Origin of the sequence: Microbispora sp. NPDC046933 (genome assembly GCF_040644635.1) — a bacterium.
Lineage (GTDB): Bacteria > Actinomycetota > Actinomycetes > Streptosporangiales > Streptosporangiaceae > Microbispora.
In genome coordinates this window covers 1-1,110 of sequence record NZ_JBEYWW010000130.1, presented here as the reverse complement: position 1 = coordinate 1,110, position 1,110 = coordinate 1, and the positions used below count along the sequence as shown (strand labels likewise).

The window sequence follows — 1,110 nt, the reverse complement described above, 5'->3', positions numbered from 1 at the left end:
GCTCTCGCGGTCATAGCAAGTGGGTACTCACTTGCTCAAAAAAATAAAAACTCAAAACCATGTGTTGACGCTTATTTGAATTTTATGTTGATTTTGGAAGTGCCCAAATCCCTATTGTTCTATTACTTTTTAACTAACTTCTTTTCTTTTTTGGATATTTCGGCTTTTACAAAATCTCGTTCATCTAGAGTTTGTTTTACATCCTTGAGCGTTGATTTTTTGAATGTTAAACGATCATTGTAATCCTTAAAGTTAAATCCAAATCCCATAGTAGTCTCTTTCTATTGAGTGGTATAATCTCATTGATTGAAGGTATTTTAATTAGTTCGGGAATCTTATTATAGATAATTTTATAATATTCTTTTTTTATTTTATTTTCAAGACTTATCTTTGTGTTTGAGCTTTTCTATCCTCTGGATTTCTTAATTTTAAATTTTTTGTCAACATTAAAATCTCAATTTATCAATTTATTTTTTAAAATATGAGATAAAAAATTTATCCATTCAACGTTACCACGAGCGAAAGCGAGTTTTATTCAAAACACTCTTTTTAAAGGGTATTGTATTAGGTACTCCTAAACAAAAATGTACGTAACGTTACTTTTTGAGGGTTGTGTACACAAACCCGTTGCTTGCCAGTAACTTTTTCAAGACTGGGCAAGCAACGGGTTTACCATGGTAAAGCCAAAAAAAGCTACAAAAAAATGTGACTTTTTTTTAATCATTATATTGTCTCTCCGCTCGATAACAAAAACTTTATAGATTATTAAAGAAAGAAATGAACCAAGTTATAAAACCAAAAATTGGGAAAATCATCCACCAATAAATTGAAAAAAATTGCCAAAAGTTTTCAAAGCGTTCTTTTTTTTCTTTTAATTTTATGCCCTTAGTAAGAGGGTACTTTTGGTCAAGCATTTCATTTAATTTAACTCCTAAATAATAATTTGCTAGACCTATTAACAATAATAATAAACTTACCCATGCCAGCCAAGAAAGTGTAGTATTATAGCCAGATGCTAATTCATTAATTTCAACACCTAAAATTGACATAACCAAAAGTATAGCTGCTATAACCAATAAAGTAATTGAGACGGTTATAGTTTGTCTATAT

General features: G+C 29.4%; 1 protein-coding gene. It reads right to left on the bottom strand.

Going from position 1 to position 1,110, the window contains the following annotated elements; genetic code table 11:
- Nucleotides 1-755 precede the first annotated feature (755 nt).
- Nucleotides 756-1,110: hypothetical protein (locus ABZ857_RS44330; RefSeq protein WP_357056994.1), on the bottom strand; the 355-nt coding region annotated here is incomplete at its 5' end.